We start from the raw sequence: 26,266 nt of genomic DNA, 5'->3' as shown, positions 1-26,266 counted from the left end.
ATGACGGCTGAATTACTGGTCAACGTCACGCCTTCCGAGACGCGCGTTGCCTATATCGACGGCGGCATTCTGCAGGAAATACATATCGAGCGCGAAGCGCGGCGCGGCATCGTCGGCAATATTTACAAAGGACGCGTCAGTCGCGTTCTGCCCGGCATGCAGGCGGCCTTTGTCGACATCGGTCTGGATAAAGCCGCCTTTTTGCACGCCTCCGATATTATGCCGCACACCGAGTGCGTCGCCGGCGACGAGAAGAAAAACTTTATCGTGCGCGATATCGCCGAGCTGGTGCGGCAGGGACAGGATCTGATGGTGCAGGTGGTGAAAGATCCGCTCGGCACTAAAGGCGCGCGCCTCACCACCGACATCACGCTGCCGTCGCGCTATCTGGTCTTTATGCCAGGCGCCTCGCACGTCGGCGTCTCTCAGCGTATCGAAAGCGAACGCGAGCGCGAACGCCTGAAGGCGGTGGTAGCGGACTACTGCGACGATCTCGGCGGCTTTATTATCCGTACCGCGGCCGAAGGCATCGGCGAAGAGGAGCTGGCGCAGGACGCCGCTTTTCTGAAACGCCTCTGGACCAAAGTCACCGAGCGGAAAAAACGCAATCAGACCCGCTGCCTGCTCTATGGCGAGCTGGCGCTGGCGCAGCGCATTCTGCGTGATTTCGCCGGCGCGGCGCTGGATCGCATCCGCGTAGATTCGCGGCTCACCTGCGAACTGCTGGTGGAGTTCACGCGCGAATACATTCCGGAAATGGCCGACAAGCTGGAGCTCTACGCCGGCAAGCAGCCGATTTTCGATCTTTTCGACGTCGAGAATGAAATTCAGCGCTCGCTGGACCGTAAGGTCGAGCTGAAGTCAGGCGGTTATCTGATCATCGATCAGACCGAGGCGATGACCACTATCGACATCAATACCGGCGCCTTTGTCGGCCACCGCAATCTCGACGAAACCATTTTTAATACCAACGTCGAGGCGACGCAGGCGATTGCGCGCCAGCTGCGGCTGCGCAACCTCGGCGGCATCATCATTATCGACTTTATCGATATGAGCAACGAAGAGCATCGTCGCCGCGTATTGCATTCGCTGGAGGCGGCGCTAAGCAAGGATCGGGTAAAAACCGGCATCCACGGCTTTTCGGCGCTGGGCCTGGTAGAAATGACGCGCAAGCGCACGCGCGAAAGCATTGAGCATGTGCTGTGTGAGGATTGCCCGGTCTGCAAAGGGCGCGGCACGCTGAAGACGGTGGAAACGGTCTGCTACGAAATCATGCGTGAAATCGTCCGCGTCCATCACGCCTACGACTCCGATCGTTTTCTGGTCTATGTCTCCCCGGCAGTCGGCGAAGCGCTGAAAAGCGATGAATCGCACGCGCTGGCGGAGGTGGAGATTTTCGTCGGCAAACAGGTCAAGGTGCATATTGAACCGCTCTATACCCAGGAGCAGTTCGACGTCGTCATGATGTAAGCCCTCGCTTCCGGCGAATCCCTCGTCGACGGGCTAAAAAAGCGGCCTTGCTTAGGTTAAAATGCGCATTCATACCGCTGATTGTCTGGCGACGGTTGAGTATGAGAGATAACCATCCGTCCAATGCGGAAGACAAGGAGAGGTGTGTGAGGCAGCTGCCGAGGATTATGTTACTGCTGGTTGCGACCGCGATTGTGATCGTGGCGCTGCTGGTCAGCGGGCTGCGTCTGGCGATGCCGCACCTCGACAGCTACCGCAGCGAAATTTTGTCGACGGTGTCGCGCGCCAGCGGCGTCAGCGTGACCGCCGACGCGCTGAGCGGCCGCTGGGAAACCTTCGGGCCGACTCTGCAGATCCGCGATCTGCGCGTCGATATGCAGGAGAACGGCAAGCTCGACATTGCACGCGTCACGCTGGCGCTGGATGTCTGGCAGTCACTGCTTCACTGGCGCTGGCAGTTTCGCGATCTCACCTTCTGGCAGCTACGCCTCGACAGCAACCGTCCGCTTTTCTCCAGCGATAAAGAGAAAAACAGCTTCCGACCCGGCCGCATCAACGAACTTTTCCTGCGTCAGTTCGATCACTTCGACCTGCGCGACAGCTCGATCTTTTTCCGCACCCCTTCCGGCCAGCGCGCCGAGCTGGCGATCCCGAAACTCACCTGGCTGAACGAAAAAAACCGCCATCGCGCGGAAGGCGAGGTGAGCCTCTCCAGCTTTACCGGCCAGCACGGCGTGGTGCAGGTGCGGCTCGACTTAAACGATAGCGAAGGCTTACTCAACGACGGCCGCATCTGGATGCAGGCGGACGACGTCGACGTGCGGCCGTGGCTGGGGCGCTGGATGCGCGACAATACGCGGCTCGACAGCGCGCGGTTTAGCCTGGCGGCCTGGGTCAGCCTGAGTGAAGGCGAGCTCTACGCAGGCGATCTGCTGCTGCGCAAGGGCGGCGCGAACTGGCAGAGCGAAGAGGGCGCGCATCACCTGCAGGTCGACGGCCTGACTGCGCACCTCTCGCGCTATCAAAACGGCTGGATGGTCAGCGTGCCGCAGACGCGCCTCAGCACCGACGGCGAGGCGTGGCCGGCAGGGCACTTCGCGCTGCTGTGGCGTCCGCAGGATAAAGAGCTGCTCGGCCCTGAACATCAGGGCGAAGTGCGGGTCAGGGCGACGCAGCTGGCGCTGAACCGTATCGCGCCGCTGGTGCCGCTTTTCGCGCCGCTGTCGCCGTCGCTGTTCGAAAACTGGCGCGCGCTGCAGCCGCAGGGCACCATCGAAGGGCTGGCGCTGGATATTCCGCTGGAGCAGCCGGATCAGACGCGGATGCAGGTCAAATGGCGCGACTTCCGCTGGCAGCCCTGGCAGCTGCTGCCGGGCGTCAGCAACCTGAGCGGCGAGGCGCGCGGCAGTCTGAGCAATGGGCAGGTCAAGGTCGCCATGGGCCGCACCGATGTAGCCTATAGCGCCATGTTCAACGCGCCGCTGGAGATCCACCAGCTGCACGGCTCGCTGAGCTGGCTGCGCGACGCGAACGGATTAACGCTCGACGGCCGCGATCTCGATGTGCAGGCGCGATCGCTCTGGGCGCGCGGCGATTTCCGCTATCAGCAAAATCTTGGGCGTGATCCGCGCCTCGACATTCTCGCCGGCATCCGCGTTACCGACGCGGGCGACGCCTGGCGCTACTTCCCGCAGCCGCTGATGGGCAAGGCGCTCACGCGCTATCTGAGCGGCGCCATCAAAGGTGGCCAGGTCGATAACGCCACGCTGCTCTTCGCCGGCAATCCGAAGCTGTTCCCCTTCAGCCACAACGACGGCATGTTTCAGGTCTGGGTGCCGCTGCGACACGGAACCTACGCCTTTCAGCCCAACTGGCCTGACGTGACGCAGCTCGATATCGATCTCGACTTTATCAACGACGGGCTGTGGATGCGGGCGCCGCGCTTCAGGCTGGGCGAAGTAGACGTCAGCAATTTCAGCGCGGTCATCCCGGACTATCTGAAAGAGAAGCTGCTGATCGACGGCGATATCAGTGGCAATGGCGATCAGATCGCGCGCTATTTTCAGGACACGCCGCTGAAAAAGTCGCTGGGCGCGGCGCTGGAGCAGCTGGAGATAAAGGGAAAAACCCAGGGGCACCTGAAGCTTGATATTCCGCTCGACGGCGAGCTGGTGCACGCCAGCGGCAACGTCGATCTCAACAATAACGCTTTGCACATTAAGCCGCTCGACACTACCCTGGAAAACCTCACCGGCCGGTTCCGCTTTAATAACGGCAATCTGGACAGCGATACGCTGCGCGCGAACTGGTTCGGTCAGCCGGTCAGCGTCAGCTTTAGCACCAAAGAGAATCCGCAGGACTTCGGCGTCAATATCCAGCTCGACGGCGACTGGCAGCCGGCGAAGCTGTCGCAGGTGCCCGCGCAGGTCGCCAGCCAGCTTAGCGGCCACCTGCCATGGCAGGGCAAGGTTAACATTACGCTGCCGCATCAGGGCGGAGCGCACTATGACGTCGAGTTGAAAGGCGATGCAAAAGAAGTAAGCAGTCGCTTACCGGCGCCGCTCAACAAGGCTGGCGGCGAAGCGATGCCTATCGCGGTTAGCGCCAGCGGCGATCTGAAACAGTTCGAACTCAGCGGCAGCGTGGCGAATCGCCATCGCTTTAACAGCCGCTGGCTTCTTGAGCCGCAGCTACGCGTCGAGCGCGGCGTCTGGCTGAACGATGCGCGCAGCAAACCCGCCTTGCCGGATCGCGCGGGCATGGTATTGAATCTACCCGCGCTGGACGGGGAGGCCTGGGCCGGACTGATGATGGCGGGCGGCGCCGCTCAGGGCGGCGGCGCGAGCGAAATGGGCGGCGTGGCTCTGCCGGGCGACGTCACCTTGCGCACGCCGGCGGTCACCCTGGCCGGGCAGCAGTGGCATGATATCGACGCGACGCTGGAGCAAGGCGCTAAGGGCAGCAGCAACGTCAGCATCACAGGGCGCGAAATTCGCGGCTCGCTGGCGATGGCGCAAAACGCCGCATGGCGCGTCGCCCTCGACTACCTCTATTACAATCCCGAATGGCAAAGCGGCGGCGACAGCGGTGCGGCGCGCCAGCAGCAGCAGGCGAGTAAAATCGACTTTAGCCGCTGGCCCGCGCTGCAGCTGAGCTGCGCCGAGTGCTGGCTGCGCGGTCAGAAATTCGGGCGTATCCAGGCGCAGGTCGCGCCGAAAGGTGATACGTTAGCACTTACTAACGGTCTGGTGGATACCGGCAGCTCGCGTCTCAAGGTCTCCGGCGAATGGGTCAACAGCCCTGATGCCCCGCGCACCTCACTGAAGGGCTCGCTGAGCGGCAGCAATATCAACAATGCCACCAACTGGTTTGGCGTCAATACGCCGCTGCGCGACGCCTCCTTCAAGGTTGATTACGATCTGCACTGGCGCTCGGCGCCATGGCAGCCTTCGGAAGAGACGCTGAGCGGCACGCTTAAAACCCACTTCGGCAAAGGGCAGATCGCCGACGTCAATACCGGCGCGGCGGGACAGCTGCTGCGTCTGGTGAGCTTTGATGCGCTGCTGCGCAAGCTGCGTCTCGATTTTAACGATACATTTAATAATGACGGTTTCTACTTCGACTCGATCAACGGCACCGCGTGGATTGAAAACGGCGTGATGCGCACCGATAACCTCCTGGTGGATGGCCTTGAAGCGGATATCGCGATGCAGGGCAAGGTCGATTTAGTGAAGCGCAATATCGATATGGAAGCGGTGGTCGCACCCGAGATCTCCGCCTCGGTCGGCGTAGCCACCGCCTTTGTGATTAATCCGGTCGTGGGTGCGGCGGTCTTCGCAGCGAGTAAGGTGCTGGGTCCGCTGTGGAATAAGATCTCGCTGCTGCGCTATCACATCGACGGCCCGCTGGATAAGCCGCAAATCAACGAAGTTCTGCGCAAACCGCGCGAAGACGAGAAGAAGTGAATTTGACGCCGTCAGGGAATTGCCGCAGGCTAGTAAAATCTGACGTTATTAGCGCAGGGCCACCGGGCTCTGACGCACAATGAGTGTCACACCCTCATTATCTGAGCATAAAACGAGCGAGATACGATGACTCTGAACCTGGTAAGTGAGCAGTTGCTAACTGCTAACAATATTAATCAGCAGGACCTGTTTTCCCTGTTAGGGCAGCTTTCAGAACGTCGTCTGGATTATGCCGACCTCTATTTTCAGTCCAGCTTCCATGAATCCTGGGTGCTGGAAGACAAGATTATCAAAGACGGCTCCTGGCATATCGACCAGGGCGTCGGCGTGCGCGCCGTCAGCGGCGAAAAAACCGGCTTCGCCTATGCGGACCAGATTACCCTGAACGCCCTGCGCCAGTCTGCGGAAGCGGCACGCAGCATCGTGCGCGAGCAGGGCAACGGCAAGGCGCATACCCTTTCTAACGTTATGCATCGCGCGCTTTATCAGCCGCTTAACCCGCTCGACAGCCTGACGCGCGAAGATAAAATCGCCTTGCTACAGCGCGTGGACAAAGTAGCGCGCGCCGCAGACGCGCGCGTGCAGGAGGTCAACGCCAGCCTGAGCGGCGTTTACGAGCAGGTGCTGGTGGCAGCGACCGACGGCACGCTGGCAACGGACGTGCGTCCGCTGGTGCGCCTCTCCGTCAGCGTGCTGGTAGAGGATAACGGCAAACGCGAACGCGGTTCCAGCGGCGGCGGCGCGCGCGTCGGCTACGAATTCTTCCTCGCTGATGAAAACGGCGACGTGCGTGCTGACGCCTGGGCGAAAGAGGCGGTGCGCATGGCGCTGGTCAATCTTTCTGCCGTCGCCGCGCCGGCAGGCACGTTGCCGGTGGTGCTGGGCGCGGGCTGGCCGGGCGTGCTGCTGCACGAAGCGGTAGGCCATGGCCTGGAAGGCGACTTCAACCGCCGCGAAACCTCGGTATTCAGCGGTAAAATGGGCCAGTTGGTGGCGTCCGAGCTCTGCACCGTAGTGGACGACGGCACCATCGAAGGGCTGCGCGGTTCGCTGGCGGTAGATGACGAAGGGGTGCCGGGCCAGTACAACGTGCTGATCGAAAACGGCGTGCTGAAAGGCTATATGCAGGACAAGCTCAACGCGCGTCTGATGGGCGTCGCGCCGACCGGCAACGGCCGCCGCGAGTCCTATGCGCATCTGCCGATGCCGCGTATGACCAACACCTATATGCTGGCGGGCAAATCGACGCCGCAGGAGATTATCGAAAGCGTCGAGTATGGCATCTACGCGCCTAACTTCGGCGGCGGCCAGGTCGACATCACCTCCGGCAAATTTGTCTTCTCGACCTCAGAGGCCTATCTGATTGAGAACGGCAAGGTGACGAAGCCGGTGAAAGGCGCCACGCTGATCGGTTCCGGCATTGAGGCGATGCAGCAAATCTCGATGGTCGGCAACGATCTGGCGCTGGATAAAGGCGTCGGCGTGTGCGGCAAAGAGGGGCAGAGCGTGCCGGTCGGGGTTGGCCAGCCGACGCTGAAGCTGGATAAACTTACCGTCGGCGGCACCGCCTGATCCTCCGCCCTCGCTGAGAGCGCGCGCGTCTGGCAAGGATGCCGGACCGGGCGCTTTCGATCGCTGGGCACGGCGCAGGCCGTCAGCTGGCGCGATGCTGCTGATACTGCTCCGCCACCTGCTGGAAATACTCCGTGAGATAGTCGATGCACACCTGCACCTTCAGCGGCAGCTTATCCTTTTCGGTATAAAGCGCATAAACCGGACGCGGATCGGACTGATACTGCGGGAAAAGAATATCGATCTCCCCTGCGTTAATCTCCTCTATCACCCACATCATCGGCACATAGGCGATGCCGTTGCCAGCCTTGAGCCAGCGGATCAGCGTCAGCGAATCGTTGGTGACGAAACGGCCCTGCGGCGAGAGGCGCGAAACCAGTCCTTCGGGCGCGATCAGCTCGAAATTGTTATCGGGACGCACGCTGTACTCAAGCCAGGCGAAGTTATCGACGTCGGCCGGCTTTTCCGGCGCGCCGTGCTGCTGCAGATAGCTTTTCGCCGCGCACACCACCATCGGCATCGCGCCGAGGCGGCGAGAGAAAAGGCTGGAGTCCTTCAGCGCGCCCACGCGGATCACCAAATCGAGCCCGTCGGCGATCAGATCCGGCGCCGGAATGCCCGCCACCAGATTCACGCTCAGGCCAGGATACTCGCGCAGCATATTGCTGGTCATTTCGGCCAGGACGTTTTGCGCCATGGTTGAGGAGCTGCCGATGCGCAGCGTGCCGACCGGCGTATTGTTGAACGCGTAGAGCTGCTCGTGCACCTGCGTGGCCTCAGCCAGCATGCGGCGACAGCCCTGATAATAAATTTTGCCCGCCTCGGTCAGGCCGATACTGCGCGTGCTGCGGTTCAGCAGCTTAACCTGTAGCTCATCTTCCAGTTTCGCCACAATCTGACTGATAGACGAAACGCTGAGGTGAAGCTGGCGTGCGGCGGCGGTAAAAGAACCTAATTCAACCACTTTGGCGAAAATTGACATGCCTTTCAGTCGTTCCATTGTTTACTCTGATTAAAAAGTGATTTAGCTCACATTCTGTAGAAAACGTATAGTCAGGCGCGTTACTATATGCGCGCCCGGGTATTCCCCGGTGATTCGCTTTTGCCCGGGAAGGGTTAAGCCGACCTGCTGCAAAACGTCTGTTGCCGCCCGATGATACGCTATTATTTACTCAGCAGTGGTTCGGATGCTGTCATCCGCCACCCAGCCGTTGCGGCTTGCAGCCGGGCAGGCTAAGGATCATCCCGGCAAGGTCGTACTAAGGATCCCTGATGAGTGTGCTTCCGGTTTTTGTCGTATTTGGGCTCTCTTTCCCGCCCATCTTCATTGAATTAATCGTCTCGCTAATGCTGTTCTGGTTGGTGAAACGACTGCTGACGCCAAGCGGTATCTACGATCTCGTGTGGCATCCGGCGCTTTTTAACACGGCGCTCTACTGCTGTGTGTTTTACCTGGTATCCCGTCTATTCGTCTGAGGTTTAAGTGAAATCGCTAATAAGAAAAATCGCGCGTTACGCGATTACTATCCTGCTGGTTATCATCGCTATTGTTATCATCTTTCGCGCCTGGGTGTTTTACACCGAGTCGCCGTGGACGCGCGACGCTAAATTCGCGGCGGATGTCGTGGCGATTTCGCCGGACGTGACGGGTTTGATTACCGACGTGCCTGTGCATGACAACCAGCTGGTGAAAAAGGGCGATACCCTTTTTGTCGTGGATCGTCCGCGCTATCAAAAAGCGCTGGATCAGGCGCAGGCCGACGTCGAGTACTATCAGGCGCTGGTCAGCGAAAAACGTCGTGAGGCGGCGCGCCGCAACCAGCTAGGCACCTCGGCGATGTCGCGCGAAGCGATCGACCAGGCGAACAACGATCTGCAGACCACGGAACATCAGCTGGCGAAATCGATCGCCACGCGCGATCTGGCGAAGATCGATCTGGATCGCACCGCCATCACCGCGCCGTCCGACGGCTGGGTAACCAACCTCAACGTCTATGAAGGCGAATTCATCACTCGCGGCTCTGTCGCGGTGGCGTTGGTGCAGCAGCACTCTTTTTACGTGCTGGCCTATCTGGAAGAGACCAAGCTGCACGGCGTCGAGCCGGGCTATCGCGCGGAAGTGACGCCGCTCGGCAGCAACGTGGTGCTGCGCGGCACCGTCGACAGCGTCGCCGCTGGCGTGACCAACAGCAGCAGCTCGGTCGACAGCAAAGGCATGGCGACCGTGGACTCCAACCTCGAGTGGGTACGCCTGGCGCAGCGCGTCCCGGTGCGCATTCGTCTCGATCAGCAGCCCGGCAATCGCTTCCCGGCGGGCACCACCGCGACCGTGGTGATCACCGGCCAGAGCGATCGCGCCGATACCCAGGTGTCGCCGATGTCGCGTCTCTTCAATCGCCTGCGTGAGTTTGGTTAAGCGGGGCCGATATGATCGAGTTCCTGCGTTTCCCGATCAAGCTGACCTTCGCGCTGGTGGCGGCGCTGATGATCGGCTTTCATCTTAACCTTGAAACGCCTCGCTGGGCGGTGATGACCGCCGGCATCGTCGCGGGCGGCACCGCTTTCGTCGCCGGCGGCGATCCCTACTCCGGCGCGCTGCGCTATCGCGGCGTGCTGCGTATTATCGGCACCTTTATCGGCTGTATCGCCGCGCTCACCATTATGATCGCTACCGTGCGCGCGCCGGTGGTGATGCTGCTGCTCTGCTGCATCTGGGCGGGCGTCTGCGTCTGGCTCTCCTCGCTGATTAAAGTTGAAAACTCCTATGCACTGGGGCTGGCAGGCTATACCGCGCTGATTATCGTGGTGACCGCCGACGCCAACAATGGCCTGACGCTGGTGCCGCAGTTTGCGGTTGAACGTTGCAGCGAGATTGTGCTCGGCATTCTCTGCGCCATTCTGGCGGATATGATCTTCTCGCCGCGCTCGATTAAAAAGGTTATCGACAGCGAAGTCGATGCGCTGCTGGTGGCGCATTACCGCCTGCTGCAGCTCTGCGTGGCGCATGAAGATAAAGAGGAGGTCGACAAGGCGTGGAGTGCGCTGGTGCGTCGCACTTCGGCGCTCGGCACCATGCGCGGCCAGCTGATGATGGAGTCGTCGCGCTGGCAAAACGCCAACCGTCGGCTGCAGATGCTCAACACGCTGTCGCTGACCATGATTACCCAGGCGGCGGAAACCTTCCTCATTCAGAATTCGCGCCCGGAATATATTCCGTCGCAGTATCGTCTGCTGATAGAGAAGAAGGTAGAAAGCGTTGCCGACGTGCATCGGCGCATGAAGGTGATGCGGCGGGTGATTGGCGCCAGCGAAGAGGGCAAGGCGCCCGTGACGCTGGCGAGTTGGGTCGGCGCGGCGACAGAATATTTGCTGCTGCTGAAAGGGATTAAAAGCAACAGCCGCATCACGACGCTGGAAGAGGGTATTCTCGAGCGCGAAATCGTTATCCAGGCGCGCTCTGCTGAAACCCATCACGCGATGATTAACGGCATCCGCACCTTTGTCGCTACTGCCCTCGGCTCGTTGTTCTGGCTCTATACCGGCTGGACCTCCGGCAGCGGCTGTATGGTGATGCTGGCGGTGATCACCGCGCTGGCGATGCGCGTGCCGAATCCGCTGATGATGGCGAAGGATTTTTTCTACGGTATGATTTTTGCGGTGCCGCTTAGCTCGTTCTATTTTATGTACCTGCTGCCCAGCACCCAGCAGAGCGTGCTGCTGCTCTGCATCGCCATTGGTCTGCTCGGCTTCATTAGCGGCATCCTGATACAGCGTCGTCAGCTAGGCACGCTCGGTGCGCTGGCCGGTACCATCAATGTGCTGGTTCTGGATAATCCCATGACCTTCCACCTGAGCGTGTTCATCGACAACGTGCTGGGGCAGATGATCGGTGCTTTTGTCGCCCTGATGGTTATTCTGCTTATTCGCGACAAATCGAAAGCGCGCACCGGACGTAAACTGCTGAACCGCTTTATGTATGCCGCGGTGTCGGCGCTGACCACCAACCAGGCGCGCCGTCGCGAAAACCATCTTCCCGCGCTCTATCAACAGCTGTTTATGCTGCTGAACCTGTTCCCTGGCGATATCGACAAGTATCGCATCGCGCTGACGCTGATTATTGGCCATCAGCGGCTGCGCAGTGCAGACGTGCCGGTCAACGCCGACCTGTCGGCCTTCCATCGCCAGCTACGCGCGACGGCGGATCGCGTGATTTCAGCGCGCAGCGATGAGAAACGGCGCCACTACTTTGAACAGCTGCTGGCGGAGTTCGAGGTCTATCAGCAGAAGCTGGTGCAGTACGATGCGCCGCTCAGCGTCACCGAGCCGGTGAAGCGCCTTGCCGATATGCTCAGCAAATACCAGAACACCCTCATCCAAATCTGAATCTGGCCGCTGCCCGGCGCAGCGGCCGCTCCAGTGCCACGCCTTCCCTAAAACCCTCGCTTTTGCCATCTATACTTTTCTGACAGGAAGAGAAACTGACAGGAGCGACCCTATGACGACCCCACTGCACGACAGCGAATTTTTTCAGACCGGCTATCTGGCCGATGGCGAATGGCATCGCGCCGCAGCTACCTTTGATGTGTTGAACCCTGCCACCGGCGAAGTGCTGGCCGCCGTGGCGAAAGCGGGCAAGGCCGAGACCGAACAGGCTATCGCCGCCGCCGAACGCGCTTTCCCCGCCTGGCGCGCGCAGACCGCCAAAGCGCGTGCCGAAATCCTCTATCGCTGGTATCAGCTGATGATCGACAACAAAGCCTGGCTGGCGCAGCTGATGACTGCCGAACAGGGCAAGCCTTTGAAAGAGGCGGAAGGCGAGGTGGAATACGCCGCCAGCTTTATTCAGTGGTTCGCCGAGCAGGCGAAGCGCGCTAACGGCGAAATCATTCCGCCGGCCAAACCCGGCTCGCGTATTCTTGCCACGCGCGAGCCGATTGGCGTCGTTGCCGCGATCACGCCGTGGAACTTCCCCATGGCGATGCTGACGCGCAAGCTCGGACCCGCCCTGGCGGCAGGCTGCACCGGCATTATCAAGCCGGCAAACAACACGCCGCTGAGCGCTTTTGCGCTGCTGGCGCTGGCGAAAAAAGCGGGCGTGCCGGACGGCGTGCTTAACGCGGTGGCCGGCGATACTCACGCCATCAGCGATGCGATTATGGCCAGCAAAGCGGTGCGTAAAATTTCCTTCACCGGCTCGACCGCGGTCGGCAAAACGCTGGTGCGCAACGCCGCCGATACCATGAAAAAGGTGTCGATGGAGCTGGGCGGCAACGCGCCCTATATCGTTTTTGAGGATGCGGATATCGACGCGGCGGTTAAAGGCGCCATCGCCAATAAATTCCGCAATGCCGGCCAGGTCTGCGTCAGCGTCAACCGCTTCTATATCCACGACGCCGTGTATGACCGTTTTGTCAGCCAGCTGGCTGAGGAAGTGAAAAAACTCAAGGTTGGCAACGGCGTAGAAGAGGGCGTGGTCGTGGGCCCGCTGATCGAGGCTTCCGCCGTGGATAAAGTAGAAGAGCACGTTAAGGACGCCAAAGCCAAAGGCGGACGGATCGTTACCGGCGGCGAACGTCATGCGCTGGGCGGCAACTTCTGGCAGCCGACGGTGATTGCCGACGCGCACGAAGCGATGAAGCTGGCGCAGGAAGAGACCTTCGGTCCGGTCGCGGCCTGCTTCCGCTTTAGCGACGAGCAGGAGGTGATTCGTCGCGCTAACGACACCGAGTTCGGCCTTGCGGCCTACTTTTATACGCAGAACCTGCAGCGCGTCTTTCGCGTCTCCGCCGCGCTGGAAAGCGGCATGATCGGCATTAACGAATGCGCTGTGTCGACCGAGCTGGCGCCGTTTGGCGGCGTAAAAGAGTCGGGGCTGGGGCGCGAAGGTTCGGTGCTTGGCCTGGAAGAGTATCTGGAGGTCAAGGCGCTGCATATCGGCGGCCTGAGCGAAAGCTAACGTGCGGGCGGCCTCGCGCCGTCCGGTGAGGAAGGACAGGAGCCTTCACTATGAAAACCGAGCGTTTCGACTTTGACGAGATTGTCGACCAGTCGCATTTTTTTCGCCAGTTCAGCGAGCGCTTCGCTCTGAACACTTATCGTATTGGCGACCTGGATGCGTTATGGGACGTACTCACCGGCGAAGAGCTGCCGATGCCGCTGGAAATTGAATTTATCAATCTGGGGAAGGGGCAGAAACGACGCTATGGCGCGCTGATCCTGTTATTTGATGAGGCGGAAGAGGAGCTGGAAGGCCAGCTCCGCTTTAATATTAAGTAACCCAGCAAAAAGGGCCCCGACAAGCGGGGCCAAAGGGTTCGTCAGCGATTGACGAGGAATTACTTATAGAGTTCAGCAGTGAAGTGGTAGCTGTCGCCGGTGCGCGCTTCGATCACTTTATAGGCGCTGGCGCCTTGTTCATCGGCTTTCTGCGAAAGCTGCGCGCGGTAGTCCATCGGCGAGCCGGCTGTACCACTGATTGTCACTGTCCCCGCAGGCTGCATGTTCTGCGCCTGGTCGCCGGTAATCAGCTGCGCTGCCTGAGCGCCGAATGCGATTACGGAAAGCAGGCTAACGGTTGCGATGGTTGTTTTGATTTTCATTGTTCGTCTCCTCATTACAATCAACAACCTGCGGTTGACATCATGATGCGGGTCGTCGATATAGCAGGCGTCGCATGGGCGCCCGATCGGTTAATTATTTATAGAGCTCAGCCGTGACGTGATAGGTGTCGTCCTGGTTGTTCTCGATGATGCGGTAGTGGCTTGCGCCCTGTGCGTCAGCCTTCTGAGAAAGCGCCTGACGGATATTGGTCTGATCGCCGTCATGACCGCTGATGCTAATGGTCTGGTTCAGCGGCTGCAGCGTTTCGGCCTGTTGATTCGATACCAGACTGGCTGCGCTGGCGCCGAACGACAGCGCGGCGGTCAGAGCGGCTAAAGCGATAAGTGATTTGGTTTTCATGGTCTACTCTCCTGAATTCATCGATAAGGCCACCCGATGCGCAATGTGCGCTTCAATAAGGTCGCCCGTCCAACGGCGTCTGGCTAACACGCTTATTTATACAGCTCGGCGGTAGCGTGGTAGTTGCCGTTGTTATAAGCCTCGATTACGCGGTAGGCGCTGGCGCCTTTCTGTTCTGCCTTCGCGTTCAGCTCTTCTTTAATCTGCATGGGAGAACCGGCCACGCCGCTGACGCTTACTGAGCCGATAGACTGCAGATTTTGTGCCTGCTGCGCGTTAATGGATTCTGCTGCAAAAGCGCCGAATGACAGAGCAGATAGAATGCTCAGGGTTGCGATAGTAGTTTTAACGTTCATATATGTTTCCTCGTCGTCTGTTTTTGTCTTTTTGTTTGATGTGATTTGCATCACGAAAAGAAGTATAGAACTAATAACGTCTGAAATTAATATCTGCCTAATAATGTTTTGTTGTGATTCTTTATCCTTATGACTCTTTTTTATTCTTTATGGTTATAAAAAGTGATTAAAAAGCAGTCATTCTACCTAAAATACCTTTAAAAACAGGATGTTAATTGACTTTAACTTTTTGTGCGAAAGGGCGTGGTGAATGTGGCTGGTTATTGATTTGGATCTGGGTATTCTCGCTAATCACGTAGTGTAAAGCAGCGTAAAATAGCGCAAAAGGTTAAGCAGGCAGAAAGGTATGACCATAGCCGCTCAAGGCATCAGTCGGAAATAGAATAAGTTAACGGACTGAATAAGCAGGATATGAAATGGCTAACGGGGCAGATAAGGCGACCGGCAGCGCGACTGCCGGTCAACGACGCGGATTACAGCTCTTGTTCAAAGACGGTAAGAAGCGCGCCATGCAGCTTTTTGACGGTAAAGGCACGCGCAGGGGTAATAAATATCGTATCGTCGCCGGCGATGGTGCCGAGAATGCCTTCCGCTTTGCCCAGCGAGTCAAGCAGACGGGCAATCAGCTGCGCTGCGCCAGGACTGGTGCGAATCACGATCAGCGCATCGTTATAGTCGATATCCAGCACCAGATTTTTTAACGGGCTGGTGGTCGTCGGCACACCCAGTTCCGCCGGCAGACAGTAAACCATCTCCATTTTGGCGTTACGCGTGCGCACCGCGCCGAATTTAGTCAGCATACGAGACACCTTCGACTGATTGATATTGTCGAAGCCTTCCTCCTGCAGCGCCTGTACAATCTCGCCTTGAGAGCTGAATTTCTCTTGTTTTAACAAGGCTTTAAACGCTTTAATCAATTCGTCTTGTTTAGATGGGTTTCGCATAAGCTACCAGTAAAGAAAAATGCCGAACGCCCGCCGACGGCAGATACATTATTATGCATATGAATGAATTTTTATGCAATTAGTCGATAAAAAAGGCGGGCACCGCGGGTTGCGGGCGGCAATGATAACAAAATTTTTTGCGCAGACCAAAACGACGCAAGAGCAGGAAAAGCGAAGGTTGCAGAATTGTTATACAATTGAGGTGTCATATGGATAGCTATCACGGCCGTGCTCTATCTGCCATCGACATCGTTGTCGGTCATTCAGGCGCGTTGTGCTGACAAAGTAGCAACCCAAAAGATTAAGTGCTGCTGCACGCATAATGAACAGTGGGTTTGTCATCGTCTGAGAAGTTGATTCAGGTCTGGACACAGATGGAAATTCGGCTCTACTCTGCCCCACCTTAATAAGGAGTACAGAATGAAAGTTGCCGTTCTTGGCGCTGCTGGCGGAATCGGTCAGGCGCTCGCCCTTCTGTTAAAAACCCAGCTTCCTGCGGGTTCCGAACTCACGCTCTATGATATCGCGCCGGTGACGCCCGGCGTAGCGGTAGATCTCAGTCATATTCCTACCGCGGTTAAAATCCAGGGCTTTAGCGGCGAAGACGCGACGCCTGCGCTGCACGGTGCGGACGTCATCCTGATCTCGGCGGGCGTCGCGCGTAAGCCGGGCATGGATCGCGCCGATCTCTTTAACGTTAACGCAGGCATCGTGCGCAACCTTATCGAGCAGGTGGCGCAAACCGCGCCTAAAGCGCTTATTGGCATTATTACCAATCCGGTCAATACCACGGTGGCAATCGCCGCCGACGTGCTGAAAAAGCACGGCGTCTATGACAAAAATCGCCTGTTCGGCGTCACTACGCTGGATATTATCCGCGCCAATACCTTCGTCGCCGAGTTAAAAGGCAAGCAGCCAGACGAGGTCGAGGTGCCGGTAATCGGCGGCCACTCCGGCGTGACTATCCTGCCGCTGCTGTCGCAGGTGAAAGGCGTGAGCTTTAGCGACGATGAGGTCGCCAGCCTGACGAAACGTATCCAGAATGCGGGGACGGAAGTGGTTGAAGCTAAAGCGGGTGGCGGATCCGCGACGCTGTCGATGGGCCAGGCCGCGGCGCGCTTCGGCCTGTCACTGGTGCGCGCCCTGCAGGGCGAGGCGAACGTGGTGGAGTGCGCTTACGTAGAGGGCGACGGCGAGTACGCCCGTTTCTTCTCGCAGCCGCTGCTGCTGGGCAAGAACGGCATCGCCGAGCGTCGCGCTATTGGCGCGCTGAGCGATTTTGAACAGCAGGCGTTGAATGGCATGCTGGAGACGCTGAAGAAAGATATCGCGCAGGGCGAGGAGTTTGTGAAGCATTAAGGGCTGCGTTCAGACTTTTTTCACCGCTGACGAGGCCCGGCTTAACGGGCCTCTGCGGCATGCGAGCCGCTTCCCACTTCCCTTCATTACGCCCCTTTACCCGTTCACCGCCGCGCTACAGACCGCCAGACTTAAAAGTACGCGCTGCCGGCGTGCCGTTGCTGGCTGGCGTCTTCTTGCCCAGCGTCTCCATACGCACCTGGAAAGGCGGGAAGGGCATTTCGATGCCGTGCTCGGCAAAGCCTTTCAGGATCAGCTGATGCAGCTCGTGACGCAGCGGCATGCGGTGGCCCATTTCCGCCGCGTGGATACGCAGCTCGAACAGCTGAATGCCCTGCTGCAGATCGACCAGAAAGACATCCGGCGCCGGCACGTCCAGTACATAGCTGCAGCGTTCGCACGCCTGTCTCAGCACCGTCGTCACCTCTTCGCTGTCCACATGCGCGGGCGCAGGGATAGTCAGCACCACGCGCGTCACCGAGTCGGAAAGCGACCAGTTGACGAACTGCTCGGTAATAAAAGCCTTGTTCGGTACGATAATCTCTTTGCGGTCCCAGTCGATAATGGTGGTGGCGCGCGTATTGATGCGCGTAATGCTGCCGGTCAGATCGCGGATGGTTACGGTATCGCCGATACGGATCGGCTTTTCGAACAGGATAATCAGGCCGGAAATAAAGTTGGCGAAAATCTCCTGCAGACCAAAACCGAGTCCCACACCGAGCGCGGCGACCAGCCACTGCAGCTTCGACCATTCGATGCCGATCATCGAGAAGCCAATCAGGCCGCCGACCAGCATTAGCACATACTTGGTCAGCGTGGTAATGGCGTAACCGGTGCCGGGCGTCAGATTAAGGTGCTGCAGCAGCGCCAGCTCCAGCAGCGCGGGCATATTGCGCACCAGCTGGGTGGTGATAATCAGCACCAGAATCGCAATCAGCACCGAGCCCAGCGTAATAGGCTGAATGCTCTCTACGCCCTGCACCGTGGTGCTGACGTCCCACAGTCGAATATTCTCGAGAAAGCCGAAGGCGGAATGGATCTCCGACCAGAGCACGATCACCGACACCAGCGCAATCAGGGTAAGGATCGAGCGCACCAGCCGCAGCGACTGCGCGCTGATGGCGTCGAGGTCGATAATCGGCTCATCTACCTCGACCTCGCCGTTTTGCGCGGCGGACTCTTTCTCGTCTTCGTGACGCGCGCGGTTGGCCAGCATATCGGCACGGCGCTGACGCGCGCGGTCAAAGGCGATGCGTCGGCGCTGGATCAGCATCCAGCGGCGGATAATGTGATAAATCACCAGCAGCAGGAACCAGATAGCGACAGAGGTCTCCAGTCGCGCCAGCAGCGCCTGCGCGGTCGCCAGGTAACCGATCATTGAGGCGAGGGCGGCCGCGAGCGGAATGGCGATCATCAGGTTCCACAGCACGCGGTTCACCAGATTCTCGCCGTTGCCCTCTTTATCCAGATAGAGCGGGATGCCGGCGCGCTTCAGGCTCACGGTAACGATCGACAGCGCGCCGCAGATCAGGATAAAGCAGAGTCGGCCAAGCGAGGCGGAAAACTGGCGATCCTCCATATTGGCGAAGGCGATCAGCAGCATAATCAGCGGAACGATCAAGCCAATGGTCAGCGAATAGTAGCGGGTCGCGCGCGCCACGCGGGTTTGCGGCCAGCGAAAATGCACCACAAACAGGCCGTTCGGCCGGGCGAACGCGGCGCTGATCATAAAGGCCCATAGCAGCGGCAGCGTCGCCGTAATGCCGTCGCCGAATGCCACCGCGATAGGGTAGGGCCAGGCGTGCTGTAGCCCGTAGCCGAGCGCCGCCCAGAGCACCGGCAGCGGCAGCGCCACCAGAATCGACCAGAAAACGGTGCGCACCGTCAGACGAAAGCGATCCTGCGTTACTTTGCCCACCTTGCTCGCCGAGCGCGCCAGGAAGGCGTTGAAATGGCGACGCGTTCTGAGGCTGAAGCCGACCAGCAGCACCGCGCCAATTAAGGGCAGCACGGTCTCGCGGCTGGTGACCATCATCGCCAGCGCTTTGCCCAGCTGGCCCAGGGTATCGAGCGACAGCAGGCGCGACAGATCCCGCGCCACTTCCACCGGATAGTTCAGGCCGATCGGGCTGATGTCCGCCGTCCAGAACAGGTAGCGGTGGGTGGCGTCTTTCACGTCGGTCAGCGCATCCTGCAGCTGGGTATTGGCGACCTTGAGCTTGGTAATTTCGAGGATCAGCGTATCGCAGCCGGAGATCAGCGAATTAAGCAGCTCTCGCTGGGTTTTCAACTGCGCATCAAGAATACGGCGCTGTTCGGCGCTGAAGGACTTTCCGTCGGGCTGATGCGCTTTGCGCAGCGTCTCCTGCTGCTGCAGCAGATCCTCGTAGCGCAGGCGCTGCACGCGCAGCTGCGCCATTTCGTTGTCGATCTGCTGCGACTTAGGCATATCAGGCAGTCGCGCCACCTGCGCGCGCAGCGCTTCGCCCAGCAGATTGGAGGCGCCGAGCCACTGTGACTGTTCGCGCAGGGTGCCCAGCGCCTGACGCACCTGGATAATCTGATTGGTCGCCAGCCGCTGCTGAGAGGCTACCAGATCCATGCGCTGCGCCTGCTGGTTCAGTGCGGCGGAAAGGTCGCGGTTAACGCGAAACTGATCGCTGATAACGGGCGGCAGGTCGCCGCTGTTTTCCGCCAGCTGTTCGGTGCGCGCCAGCGCCAGCTCCGCCTCGCGCTGGCGCTGTTCGTTTAACTGATTGCGCAGCGCCTGCAGATAGTTGTCGAGCTGCGCCGCTTTGCGCTGATGCAGATCGGCGCGCATGCGTGCCAGCTCCTGACGATTGTTGGCGGAGAGCTGCGCCAGCTCCAGCTCGTCTACGCGCGCTTTATTGACCGCGTTTTCCGCCTGGCGCGCCCATATCTGCGCCTGGCTCTGCGGCGAGGCGGCGGCGGCTCCGCTCTGCAAGCGGCGATCGCTTTCGGTCATCGCCCGGCGCGCGTCGGTTTGCTGCTGCGGAAGCTGCGACAGCGAGTCGCTGATCTCGCGGGCGCGGTCCTGCTCCTGCTGCGCCAGGCGGCCCTCTTCCAGCAGCTGGCTGCTGACCTGCAGGATCTCCTGATCGAGCTGAGCGCTGCTCATGCTGCTGGTGCTGCGCGCGCTTTTGCTGCCGTCGTCTAGCGAGGTGATTTGCTGGCGCAGTTCGCGCGCGAGGCGGGGGAAGTCGTCGATAACCTGCTGATACTGCTTTGCGCGCTCCAGCGACGCATCGCGTTCGGAAAGATAGTTGAGGGCAGCCTCAAGAGACTGCACCTGCTCCGCCTGCGCGGGAGAGCTTTTTGCCGCTTTCGCCTCGTCCAGCGCCTGTTTAAGTTGGCTGGCGTCCGGCACGGTGGCCGCCAGCGCTGAGGTGCTGAGCCAGAAGCTCAGCAGCAGGATGAGAAACGATCGCACAGCAAAAACACTCTCAGCGGTTAGTCGACAATAACGTCGACGGGGTCGGTCTGCGGCAGCGCGATAGCCAGCGGCTGGCCGAGGCGCGTCTTGCTTTCCGCTTCCAGGCTCTCTGCCAGCTTCACGCGTCCCGGCTCGAACAGATTGATCACGGTGGAGCCGAGCTTAAAGCGGCCCATCTCCTGGCCTTTCAGCAGCACAACGGCGCCTTCGCTATCCGCAGCCGGATAGTGCCAGCGTTTGATCACCCCTTCGCGCGGCGGCGTAATGGTGCCGGCCCAGCTGGTTTCGATGCTGCCGACGATAGTGGCGCCCACGAGGATCTGCACCATCGGACCGATATCGGTATCGAAATAGCAGATAACGCGTTCGTTGCGCGCGAACAAATTGGGGATATTGCGCGCCGTCAGCGGGTTCACCGAGTAGAGATCGCCCGGCACGTAGATCATCTCGCGCAGAATGCCGTTGCACGGCATATGCACGCGGTGGTAGTCGCGCGGCGCAAGGTAAGTGGTAACGAAATGGCCGTCGCGGAACTGCGCCGCCATCGCTTCCTGGCCCGCCAGCAGCGCGTCGAGGGTATAGTGATGGCCTTTCGCCTGGAAAATCTGGTCGCCTTCGATGCGGCCCAGCTGGCTGATGGCGCCGTCGGCGGGCAGCACGATCAGGTTCGCGTCGGGATCGACTGGACGCGCGTCATCTTTCAACGGGCGAACAAAGAAGTCGTTAAAGGTGCGATAGCTGGCGGTATCGGACTTCCGCGCTTCCGACATATCCACTTTGTAGAACCAGACGAAGATATCAATCACCAGTTTGGTCAACCAGCCGCCACGACGGCTGGCACCCCAACCGGCAAGTTCCGTTAACCATTTTTTCGGCAGTACATGATTCAGGCCGAGTTTTACACGATCAAACACCTTAGCCTCCTGGCTTTGTTTCGCGTCAGTCAAAAAGGGGGCGAATCATATCAGCGCCCCGGTCAGATGGCGAATTTCCCCGTGATCCCGTCTGTTACAGAGGCGATGCAGGGTCAATGCCGCGGTAAGCAGCGAGTATCACTCGCTGGAAGAGAAATTCTTGCGCGTTTTCACCTGCGCCATGCTCTCCAGAATACGGTGATAGTTGTCGAAGCGCGAAACGTCTATCTGGCCCGCCTCGACGGCGGCGCGAATAGCGCAGCCGGGATCGCTGCCGTGCTTACAGTCGCGGAACTTACAACTGCCGAGAAATTCACGAAATTCGACAAATCCGCGGGTAATTTGTTCCGGCTCAAGATGCCACAAGCCGAACTCGCGCACCCCCGGCGAATCGATCACGTCGCCGCCGTGAGGAAAGTGGTACAGGCGCGAGGCGGTGGTAGTGTGCTGGCCCAGCCCGGAAACGTCAGAGACGTCGTTGGTCACGATGGCGGTTTCCACCGCCGCGTCCAGGCCGAGCAGGGCGTTCAGCAGGCTCGACTTGCCGACGCCGGACTGTCCGGCAAATATGCTGATGCGATCGGTCAGGGCCGCTTCGAGATCCGCCAGGCCCGCTTTAGCATGGCTGGAGACCATCAGCACGCGATAGCCGATACGGCGATAGATATCCATCTGCTGGTCGACGAAGGCGCGCGCCTGGTCATCCAGCAGGTCGGTCTTGTTCAGCACCAGCAGCGGTTCGATGCCCAGGGTTTCGCTCGCCACCAGATAGCGGTCGATAATATTAAGCGACAGCTCAGGCAAAATCGCCGAAACGATAATGATCTGGTCGATATTGGCAGCGATCGGCTTCAGCCCGTCGTAGTAGTCGGGGCGCGTCAGCACGCTGCTACGCTCGTGCACCGCTTCGACAATGCCTTTGCCGCCGCCGAGCGCCGGGCGCCAGACGACGCGATCGCCGGTCACCAGCGAACGGATAGTGCGGCGCAGGTTGCAGCGATGCACCTCGCCCGCGCGGTCTTCGACGTCTGCGTGCATGCCGAAACGGCTAATCACGACGCCTTCCGCCGCTTCACCGAACAGATTGTCGTCAGCTTCCGGCGCATCGCGCTGGTTCAGACGACGCTGATGGTTAGCGCTGACGCGACGTTGTTGACCTTTCGACAGTTTATTTTTGCTCACGCATCCTCTCAGGCTTTCGTCAGACTTCGCCCGGTTGGGCAAAACGTCTATGATACACCTTATTCACTCTTGATGACGACTACGGCTACGGCGGGAAAAAAGCATGGCGACAGGAAATGAAAATAATCTGATTTGGATCGATCTGGAGATGACCGGACTGGATCCGGAGCGCGACCGCATTATCGAGATTGCCACGCTGGTGACCGACGCGAATCTCAATATTCTGGCGGAAGGGCCGGTCATGGCGGTGCATCAGTCCGACGCGCAGCTGGCGCTGATGGACGAGTGGAACGTGCGCACTCATACCGCGAGCGGGCTGGTGGAGCGCGTCAAAGCCAGCGAGTTCGACGATCGCCGCGCCGAACTGGCGACGATTGAATTCCTTAAACAGTGGGTGCCTGCTAACAGCTCGCCGATTTGCGGCAACAGCATTGGCCAGGATCGCCGCTTTCTTTTCAAATACATGCCGGAGCTGGAAGCCTACTTCCACTATCGCTATCTCGACGTCAGCACCTTAAAAGAGCTGGCGCGTCGCTGGAAGCCGGAAATTCTGCCAGGCTTCAAAAAGGCGGGCACGCATCAGGCGCTGGATGATATTCGCGAATCGGTCGCCGAACTGGCATACTACCGCGAGCACTTTTTGCAGCTTTAGCCCTGAAAGGTGCGCAGGAAAACAGCAGGTTGCTGCTTTAATCGGCAAACGAATCGAAAGCGCAAAATTTTGCTTTTAGACTCTTGCAGCAGCAATAATTTCTCGTATAATGCGCACCCCGTACCGATGAAGAATTTATACAACGGTACAAGGCGCGGGAATAGCTCAGTTGGTAGAGCACGACCTTGCCAAGGTCGGGGTCGCGAGTTCGAGTCTCGTTTCCCGCTCCAAAATTTGATTAGCAGTACCTTTCCTAAGCGGGAATAGCTCAGTTGGTAGAGCACGACCTTGCCAAGGTCGGGGTCGCGAGTTCGAGTCTCGTTTCCCGCTCCAAAATTTGTTTAGCAGTACCTTTCCAGTGCGGGAATAGCTCAGTTGGTAGAGCACGACCTTGCCAAGGTCGGGGTCGCGAGTTCGAGTCTCGTTTCCCGCTCCAAATTTTACATCACTAAAAATCATACGCTTAGTTGAGCCGTTGACGATCGCCGCACGACGCTGCGCTTATCAGGTTATCCACAGCGCGCCAGCCGTGTTTCACCGCTGCTCAGGGCGATCTGTAAAACTATTTTAAACAGAGTTATCCACAACTTCCTCTCTGTCTCCGCACGCTATCCACATTCTTATTTGTACACATTATCTGTTTAACTGCTTGAATTAAAAGGTAGTGAAGATATTTCATTTTGTTAAAATCTTCTTTGACGCGCTCTGTGGCAGTTGAATGACAACAGCTTTTTATTTTTATGCACAGCTTGTGGAAAAGTAGCTGGCGATCGCCGCTGGTTAATCATGCGTCACGCGGCAAACCCTTCTCAATAGCGCGTACCAGCCGTTTTTGCTGCGCGGGCTGCACGTCAATCGCCAGCGCCTGCCGTTTTTCCTGCTGCTGAAGCAGCGCCCATTCAATATGTTCATCAAGCAGCGGGTTTTCGCCTAGTCGCTTCTCCAGCACGCCCGCGATTTCAGCGCGCCAGGGGGCGTTGCCTAGCGCCACGGCGATATTGCGCAGCCAGCGCAGATGGCCGATGCGGCGTATCGCCGAGCCTTCCGTCACGCGTAAAAAGGTTTTCTCATCCCACTGGAACAGCGTCATTAGCTCCGGCGCATGCAGCGCGGCGCGCGGCGAGAAGGCCGTTTCGTCGCTGAGTTGCCCATAGCGATTCCAGGGACAGATCAGCTGACAGTCGTCGCAGCCGTAAATGCGGTTGCCCATCAGCGGACGCAGCGCTTCTGGAATAGCGCCCTCAAGCTCGATGGTGAGGTAGGAGATGCAGCGGCGCGCATCCACCACATAGGGTTCGACGATGGCGTTGGTCGGACATATGGTCATACAGGCGACGCAGCGGCCGCACTGCTCTTCCTGCGGCGCGTCGATCGGCAGCGGCAGATCGATCAGCAGTTCGCCGAGGAAAAACCATGAGCCCGCCTCGCGGTTCAGGATCAGCGAGTGTTTACCGGTCCAGCCGAGGCCCGCTTTGGCTGCCAGCGGGCGTTCCAGCAGCGGCGCAGAGTCGACAAAGGGGCGGAAATTGAGCTCGCCGCACTTTTCCTGAATCATTTCTCCGAGCTTTTTCAGACGATTGCGCAATACTTTGTGGTAATCGCGTCCCAGAGCGTAGCGGCTGACATAGCCGAGCTGCGGGTTTTTCAGCGTACTGGCAAAGGCGGCTTTGGCCGGAAGGTAGTTCATGCGTACGCTGATAACGCGCAGCGTGCCGGGCAGCAGTTCATGCGGACGTGCGCGCATCATGCCGTGGCGCGCCATCCACTCCATTTCGCCGTGATACTGTTTGTCCAGCCACGCCTGCAGACGCGGCTCTTCCGCGCTGAGATCGGTGTCGGTGATGCCGACCTGCTGAAAGCCGAGATCCTTGCCCCACTGTTTAATCTGTTGAGCAAGCTGATGAAGATCGAGAGGGTATGACATGAGTAACCAGGAATCGAAAGCGAACGGCTGCAGTTTACCATATTCCGTCTGGCCTGCGCAGGCTCTGCGCCAGCTGGAGCGCGACGGCGCCGACGCGCTGGGCATTACGCTTTACGAGCTGATGCAGCGCGCCGGGCAGGCGGCGTTCGAGCTGGCGCGCGCGCAGTGGCCGCAGGCGCGCAGCTGGCTGATTCTCTGCGGGCATGGCAATAACGGCGGCGACGGCTATGTCACGGCACGCCTGGCGCAGGCGGCGGGCTATGCGGTCACGCTGCTGGCGTGCGACAGTGATAAACCGCTGCCCGACGAGGCGCAGCGCGCGCGCGAGGCCTGGCTGGAAGCGGGCGGCGAGATCCATGCCGCTGACGCCCCCTGGCCGGAGCAGGTCGATCTTATCGTCGACGCGCTGCTGGGTACCGGCATCAACCGCGCGCCTGCCGAACCTTACTTCAGCCTGATTAAACAGGCGAACGCTCATGCCGCGCCGGTGCTGGCGATCGATATGCCGTCAGGGCTGTCGGCGGCGACCGGCTGCGCGCCGGGCGAGGCAATCGTTGCGACCCAGACGCTGAGCGTTATCGCGCTGAAGCCCGGCCAGATCACCGGCAAAGCGCGCGACCTTATCGGCGAGCTGCGCTACGCCGATCTCGGGCTAGGCGCCTTTCTCGCCGGTGAAAATGCGCCGATGGCGCGCTACGACGCGACCTCGCTTTCGCGCTGGCTGAAGCCGCGCAAGCCAACCTCGCACAAAGGCAACCACGGCCGCCTGCTGGTGGTGGGCGGCGACACCGGCACCGCCGGCGCGATTCGCATGACCGCCGAAGCGGCGCTGCGCGCCGGATCGGGTCTGGTGCGTGTCCTGACGCATCGCGATAATATTGCGCCGGTACTAACGGCGCGTCCGGAGATCATGGTGGACGAGCTGACCGACGCCAGCCTGCAAAGCGGGCTGGCGTGGGCGGACGTCATCGCCATCGGTCCGGGCCTGGGGCAGCGGGAATGGGGACAGAATGCGCTGAAAGCGGTCGCCGCCAGTGAAAAGCCGATGCTTTGGGACGCTGATGCGCTTAACCTGCTGGCAATCAATGCGGAGAAACGTCAGAATCGCATCATTACGCCGCACCCAGGCGAAGCGGCGCGACTGCTGGGCATTAAGACCAGCGAAGTCGAGAGCGATCGCCTGCTCGCCGCACAGCAACTCGCGGCGCGCTACGGCGGAGTCGCGGTGTTGAAAGGCGCCGGCACCCTTATCGCCAGCGAGCAGGGCGACATGGCCTTCGCCGACGTCGGCAACGCCGGCATGGCCTCCAGCGGCATGGGCGACGTATTAAGTGGTATTATCGCCTCGATGATGGGGCAGCAACTGGCGCTGTTCGACGCGGCCTGCGCAGGCTGCGTGGCGCACGGCGCGGCGGCGGACGCAGTGGCGGCGCGGCGCGGAACGCGCGGCATGTTGGCAACAGATTTATTCGAGCTGCTTTGGCAGTTTGTTAATCCAGAGATGACCCAATAAT

The 26,266-nt window shown here is 59.5% G+C and carries 20 protein-coding genes and 3 tRNA genes; 14 read left to right on the top strand and 9 right to left on the bottom strand.

What is annotated here, in order from left to right:
• The 3 genes from rng (at position 1) to tldD (ending at position 7,007) form a co-directional block, all read left to right on the top strand.
• Positions 1 to 1,470 (top strand): ribonuclease G, encoded by a 1,470-nt coding sequence (gene rng, locus B3229_RS09010; protein ID WP_033754786.1) that lies wholly within the window; start codon positions 1 to 3, stop codon positions 1,468 to 1,470.
• A gap of 146 nt (positions 1,471 to 1,616) precedes the next feature.
• A complete protein-coding gene (yhdP, locus tag B3229_RS09005; protein WP_286870394.1) occupies positions 1,617 to 5,435 on the top strand; it encodes an AsmA2 domain-containing protein YhdP in 3,819 nt (1,272 codons plus the stop codon).
• Positions 5,436 to 5,561: 126 nt separating this feature from the next.
• Positions 5,562 to 7,007 (top strand): metalloprotease TldD, encoded by a 1,446-nt coding sequence (tldD, locus tag B3229_RS09000; RefSeq protein ID WP_033754790.1) that lies wholly within the window; start codon positions 5,562 to 5,564, stop codon positions 7,005 to 7,007.
• 82 nt (positions 7,008 to 7,089) lie between these two features.
• On the opposite strand, the gene aaeR is transcribed toward tldD, so the two are convergent.
• Positions 7,090 to 8,007 carry an HTH-type transcriptional activator AaeR gene (gene aaeR / locus B3229_RS08995; protein WP_033754793.1) on the bottom strand — a complete coding sequence of 306 codons (918 nt, stop codon included), beginning with the start codon at positions 8,005 to 8,007 and terminating at the stop codon, positions 7,090 to 7,092.
• Positions 8,008 to 8,279: 272 nt separating this feature from the next.
• Between aaeR and aaeX the strand changes: the two genes are divergently transcribed.
• The 5 genes from aaeX to B3229_RS08970 all read left to right on the top strand — a co-directional run bounded on the left by aaeX (position 8,280) and on the right by B3229_RS08970 (position 13,283).
• A complete protein-coding gene (gene aaeX / locus B3229_RS08990; RefSeq protein WP_033754795.1) occupies positions 8,280 to 8,483 on the top strand; it encodes a p-hydroxybenzoic acid efflux pump operon protein AaeX in 204 nt (67 codons plus the stop codon).
• A gap of 7 nt (positions 8,484 to 8,490) precedes the next feature.
• Positions 8,491 to 9,423, top strand: a complete 933-nt coding sequence (gene aaeA, locus B3229_RS08985; protein WP_048785004.1) for a p-hydroxybenzoic acid efflux pump subunit AaeA — start codon at positions 8,491 to 8,493, stop codon at positions 9,421 to 9,423.
• Between the two features lie 11 nt (positions 9,424 to 9,434).
• A complete protein-coding gene (gene aaeB, locus B3229_RS08980; protein WP_286870393.1) occupies positions 9,435 to 11,390 on the top strand; it encodes a p-hydroxybenzoic acid efflux pump subunit AaeB in 1,956 nt (651 codons plus the stop codon).
• A gap of 112 nt (positions 11,391 to 11,502) precedes the next feature.
• Positions 11,503 to 12,963, top strand: coding sequence for an NAD-dependent succinate-semialdehyde dehydrogenase (locus B3229_RS08975; protein WP_286870392.1), 1,461 nt, complete (start codon positions 11,503 to 11,505; stop codon positions 12,961 to 12,963).
• Between the two features lie 50 nt (positions 12,964 to 13,013).
• The gene (locus B3229_RS08970) at positions 13,014 to 13,283 is read left to right on the top strand and encodes a barstar family protein (RefSeq protein WP_048784997.1); all 270 of its coding nucleotides are present in this window, start codon (positions 13,014 to 13,016) and stop codon (positions 13,281 to 13,283) included.
• 59 nt (positions 13,284 to 13,342) lie between these two features.
• Here the strand turns inward: B3229_RS08970 and yhcN (B3229_RS08965) are convergent, their stop codons facing one another.
• The 4 genes from yhcN (B3229_RS08965) to argR form a co-directional block, all read right to left on the bottom strand.
• Complete coding sequence (gene yhcN, locus B3229_RS08965; RefSeq protein ID WP_033754807.1) at positions 13,343 to 13,606, bottom strand: peroxide/acid stress response protein YhcN; 264 nt, start codon at positions 13,604 to 13,606, stop codon at positions 13,343 to 13,345.
• Positions 13,607 to 13,700: 94 nt separating this feature from the next.
• On the bottom strand, positions 13,701 to 13,967 hold the full coding sequence (locus B3229_RS08960) for a YdgH/BhsA/McbA-like domain containing protein (RefSeq protein WP_033754810.1): 267 nt from the start codon (positions 13,965 to 13,967) through the stop codon (positions 13,701 to 13,703).
• A 92-nt stretch (positions 13,968 to 14,059) separates the two neighbouring features.
• Complete coding sequence (gene yhcN / locus B3229_RS08955) at positions 14,060 to 14,323, bottom strand: peroxide/acid stress response protein YhcN (RefSeq protein ID WP_033754812.1); 264 nt, start codon at positions 14,321 to 14,323, stop codon at positions 14,060 to 14,062.
• 473 nt (positions 14,324 to 14,796) lie between these two features.
• Entirely contained in the window at positions 14,797 to 15,267 is a 471-nt protein-coding gene (gene argR / locus B3229_RS08950) for a transcriptional regulator ArgR (RefSeq protein WP_033754814.1), read from the bottom strand.
• 420 nt (positions 15,268 to 15,687) lie between these two features.
• On the opposite strand from argR, the gene mdh reads away from it, so the two are divergent.
• On the top strand, positions 15,688 to 16,626 hold the full coding sequence (gene mdh / locus B3229_RS08945) for a malate dehydrogenase (RefSeq protein ID WP_286870391.1): 939 nt from the start codon (positions 15,688 to 15,690) through the stop codon (positions 16,624 to 16,626).
• 115 nt (positions 16,627 to 16,741) lie between these two features.
• On the opposite strand, the gene mscM is transcribed toward mdh, so the two are convergent.
• From mscM to rsgA, 3 genes are all read right to left on the bottom strand, one after another.
• Positions 16,742 to 20,077 (bottom strand): miniconductance mechanosensitive channel MscM, encoded by a 3,336-nt coding sequence (mscM, locus tag B3229_RS08940; RefSeq protein ID WP_286870390.1) that lies wholly within the window; start codon positions 20,075 to 20,077, stop codon positions 16,742 to 16,744.
• Between the two features lie 20 nt (positions 20,078 to 20,097).
• Positions 20,098 to 20,994 carry an archaetidylserine decarboxylase gene (gene asd, locus B3229_RS08935; RefSeq protein ID WP_286870389.1) on the bottom strand — a complete coding sequence of 299 codons (897 nt, stop codon included), beginning with the start codon at positions 20,992 to 20,994 and terminating at the stop codon, positions 20,098 to 20,100.
• A gap of 138 nt (positions 20,995 to 21,132) precedes the next feature.
• Positions 21,133 to 22,176 (bottom strand): small ribosomal subunit biogenesis GTPase RsgA, encoded by a 1,044-nt coding sequence (gene rsgA / locus B3229_RS08930; protein WP_048783471.1) that lies wholly within the window; start codon positions 22,174 to 22,176, stop codon positions 21,133 to 21,135.
• 103 nt (positions 22,177 to 22,279) lie between these two features.
• On the opposite strand from rsgA, the gene orn reads away from it, so the two are divergent.
• The 4 genes from orn (at position 22,280) to B3229_RS08910 (ending at position 23,264) form a co-directional block, all read left to right on the top strand.
• Positions 22,280 to 22,828, top strand: a complete 549-nt coding sequence (gene orn / locus B3229_RS08925) for an oligoribonuclease (protein WP_033754827.1) — start codon at positions 22,280 to 22,282, stop codon at positions 22,826 to 22,828.
• Positions 22,829 to 22,982: 154 nt separating this feature from the next.
• Positions 22,983 to 23,058 (top strand) — tRNA-Gly (locus B3229_RS08920).
• 27 nt (positions 23,059 to 23,085) lie between these two features.
• Positions 23,086 to 23,161, top strand: a tRNA-Gly gene (locus B3229_RS08915).
• A gap of 27 nt (positions 23,162 to 23,188) precedes the next feature.
• Positions 23,189 to 23,264, top strand: a tRNA-Gly gene (locus tag B3229_RS08910).
• A 348-nt stretch (positions 23,265 to 23,612) separates the two neighbouring features.
• Here B3229_RS08910 and queG read toward each other — a convergent pair.
• A complete protein-coding gene (queG, locus tag B3229_RS08905) occupies positions 23,613 to 24,752 on the bottom strand; it encodes a tRNA epoxyqueuosine(34) reductase QueG (protein ID WP_286870388.1) in 1,140 nt (379 codons plus the stop codon).
• Between queG and nnr the strand changes: the two genes are divergently transcribed.
• Positions 24,751 to 26,265 (top strand): bifunctional ADP-dependent NAD(P)H-hydrate dehydratase/NAD(P)H-hydrate epimerase, encoded by a 1,515-nt coding sequence (gene nnr / locus B3229_RS08900; RefSeq protein ID WP_286870387.1) that lies wholly within the window; start codon positions 24,751 to 24,753, stop codon positions 26,263 to 26,265. The two genes, queG and nnr, sit on opposite strands and share 2 nt — an antisense overlap.
• Position 26,266 lies beyond the last annotated feature (1 nt).

Source organism: Pantoea sp. UBA5035, from assembly GCF_002415245.1.
Classification (GTDB): Bacteria; Pseudomonadota; Gammaproteobacteria; order Enterobacterales; family Enterobacteriaceae; genus Pantoea; species Pantoea septica.
This window is presented reverse-complemented; position numbering and strand designations above follow the sequence as displayed.